3 protein-coding genes are annotated in these 3050 nt (G+C 73.3%); 1 reads left to right on the plus strand and 2 read right to left on the minus strand.

What is annotated here, in order from left to right; translation table 11 throughout:
- Positions 1–51: 51 nt before the first annotated feature.
- Positions 52–1413, minus strand: coding sequence for a M64 family metallopeptidase (locus ACFV6I_RS38745; protein WP_380430899.1), 1362 nt, complete (start codon positions 1411–1413; stop codon positions 52–54).
- 129 nt (positions 1414–1542) lie between these two features.
- Complete coding sequence (locus ACFV6I_RS38750) at positions 1543–2244, minus strand: hypothetical protein (RefSeq protein ID WP_380381046.1); 702 nt, start codon at positions 2242–2244, stop codon at positions 1543–1545.
- A 424-nt stretch (positions 2245–2668) separates the two neighbouring features.
- On the opposite strand from ACFV6I_RS38750, the gene ACFV6I_RS38755 reads away from it, so the two are divergent.
- A complete protein-coding gene (locus ACFV6I_RS38755) occupies positions 2669–3010 on the plus strand; it encodes a hypothetical protein (RefSeq protein ID WP_380430903.1) in 342 nt (113 codons plus the stop codon).
- Positions 3011–3050: the final 40 nt, after the last annotated feature.

Genomic DNA, 3050 nt, shown 5'->3' on the forward strand with positions numbered 1-3050 from the left:
GCCGGGCCCGGGGCCGTCGCCGTGCTGGCCGGCGCGCCGCGTCGACGCGCTTTAGAACGTCACCAGCCAGGACAGGCTGCCGGTCAGGTGCTCGCGCAGCGCCGGGTCGATCACCGCCGGGGTGGGGTCGGTGGCGACGGCCGTCAGCAGGTGCGGCCGGGAGCGGGGGCCGCCCGGGTGGAGGGCGGCGAGGTCGGGGGCGGTGCGCCCGCGCTGCCCGGGCAGCTCGCGTCCGTCCAGGAACCAGCGCAGCCGGGTGCCCGGGACGGGCAGGTCGACGGTGAGGCGGCTGGCGGAGGTGAGCCAGGTGTCGGTGGAGACGGGACTCGTCAGCGGGGTGGCGTGGCGGTAGAAGCCGGCGATCATCGCCTCCCGTCCGGGCAGGTTGAACTCCCGCCCGAGCGAGCGCATGATCGAGTTCTCGGTCGGCCGGTACAGCCCCGTCGGGTAGTAGCCGCCGCCCTCGTACGCGCCGACCGTCCCGCCGTCGGGGGACGTCCGGCCGAGCCAGCGGGACCACTTGGTGCCCTGGGCGCGCATCCGGTCGGCGGTCAGCGTACTGATGTTGGCCTCGGCCGGCTCCGCGCCCTGGTAGGTGCCCTGGCCGTCGTACGCGTACTCGTCGGCGAGCTTGCCCAGCGAGTGCCCGGTCTCGTGCACCGCGATCTGCCCGGACTTCGCGTTGCCGCCCGCCACGGTGGCGATGCCCTCGTAGCCGAGCGAGGACTTCACGTCGTTGTAGCCCGCGCCGCCGTACTTGGTGCTGTTGGCCACCACGATCACCAGGTCCGCCTGCGGGGCCTTGGCCGCGTAGCGCTCGACCGCCTTCTCGTCCACGCAGAGCAGCCGCTCCACCCCGTCGCACCAGAAGTACGAGCCCAGCGCGGTGTGCCGGACGGTCGCCTGGTCCGGATCCCCGGAGACGCCCGACTCGGGCGAAACGGCCGACACCGCCCAGACGTTGAACAGGTTGCGGTAGGTGGCGTACGGCTCGACGGCGGTGATCTCGCGCCACTTCTCGGCCGCGTCGCTGCGGAACTTCTCCTGTTCCTGCGCCGCGTAGCCGTCCCCGATGACCACCACGTCGAGCTTGGCGGCCGGATCGCCGTTGCGCACCAGCGCGGTGACGTCGCCGTCGTCCTGCATCGGGGCCACGCCCTGGATGCGGGGGCCGGCCGTGTACGGGGAGCCGCCGGGGACGAGGGCCCGGGATATGCCGCCGTCCTCGCCGAACACCTCGACCGGGTGCCGGCCGTCCGCCGGAGCGGCTGTGGGGGCGGCGCCCGTCGTGGTTCCGGGCGGGGCTGCGGGTGCGGCGAGCGCGGGGGCGCCGCCGAGGAGGGCCGCGGCCAGGGCGGCGGTGAGGAGGGTTGCGGCGGTTCTGGTCCTGCGGCTCCTGGTACTGCTGGGCATGGGTGGCCTCCCCGGTGGTGGCGTGAGCGGGAGGTGGCAGCCTATTTCCCACGTTGAGAACCTGACAACTGTTTCCCACGTTGGGAACCTGACAACCTGTGAGGGGCATTCCGGATCCGCTCCGGGCCGCTACTCCACGGACATCCCGCTGATGACGGAGACCGCGAGCAGCCAGGCCAGGACGGCCAGGGTCACGGTCACGGGGAGCGGCCAGTCCATCAGGAGGAGCATGGCGGCACCCACCAGCGTGGTGACCGCCACGGGGACGGACATCCCGGCCGGGATCCACCAGGAGCGCACGTTCGGCCCGAGCAGGCCGCCCGCGATCAGGGCCGTGCCCGCGCCGACCAGCAGCGCCAGCTTCAGGACGGCCAGCCACAGGGTGTGCGGATTGCGGGCCCGGTGCCCCTGGTAGTCGACCTCGACCACCTGGCCCCTCCAGACCGTCAGGTTCACGACCGTGCCGGTCCGCACGTCGTCGTAGAACGCCTCCCCGACGTCGTAGGCGCCGGTCGGAGCCTTCTCGCGGGCCACGGTCAGGGTGTACGAGGTCGAGTCGCCGTCCCGCTCCATCGCCCTCTTCGTCACCCGCCCGCTCTCCCGCAGCGTGCAGTCCACCCCGGGCCCGATCGCCGGAGCGCCGCAGACCGGGGCGCCGCGATACGCCCACCCCTCGTGGTACGCGGCGACGAACCGTGCGAACCCGAGGCCGACCGCGGACAGGCCGAGCAGCAGGAGCAGGGCCTGCGCCACGACCCGCAGCGTCAGCGCGGTGGCCCGCCCGCGCGGCCGGGCGTCCTGCGGGCCCGGCGGCTTGCCGAACAGCGTCATCGGACTCCCCCTCGTCTGGACATCGGTCGCCATGCGGGCCGACGCCCCGGCACGCCGTGGGCGGCTCCGGGGGCGGCACGGACTTGGATAATGCCAGGGACAGGGATAGCGCGGGAGGAACCCGCCACCGCTGTAACGGACTTGTGCCATGCCGGGGGTGCGGGCGGTGCGCCGGCGCCCGCGTTTTCGGCCGTTCCGGGCGCGGGCGGACCACCTCGGCCGCCCCATCGACGGTGCCCCGTCGCAGGAATTCGCGATCGACGGGCCAAGAGGCCTGACCAGGCCGGGGTAGACGCATTTTCCGCCGTCATATGCTCGCGGACCCGACCGCTCCCTAAAGTCACCGCAGACAGAGCGCCGGGCTGCTCTCCGAGCCGCCGCCCGGCGCCCCCACGCGCACCACCGACCCCGAGGACGGACAGCTGTGAACAACCGGACCAGGAACAGGATCGCGGGCGGCCTCGCGGCGTTCGCCACGGCCACGGCGCTGAGCCTCGCCGCGGCCCCGGCCGCACAGGCGCAGACCGCCTCCCCGGACGCGCTGCAGAGCATCAACTGCAGCACCGGCACCTTCGGGAGCGACGGCACCCAGCAGTACTTCAACATCTCCTGCTCGGGCACCGGAACCACCAAGTGGTGGGTCAACGTGAGCTGTTCCGACGGCTCCACCCGCACCGTGGGCCCGTACACCACCTTCCTGAACGTGCGCGTCTACTGCCCGCCGAACACCACCGCCCTGAGCGGCTGGGTGAGCTACACCCCCTGAACCCGGTGGCGCCGGCGGCCCGGCACACCCCCCGTGGGTG

This window comes from Kitasatospora sp. NPDC059803, from assembly GCF_042732255.1.
Lineage (GTDB): Bacteria > Actinomycetota > Actinomycetes > Streptomycetales > Streptomycetaceae > Kitasatospora.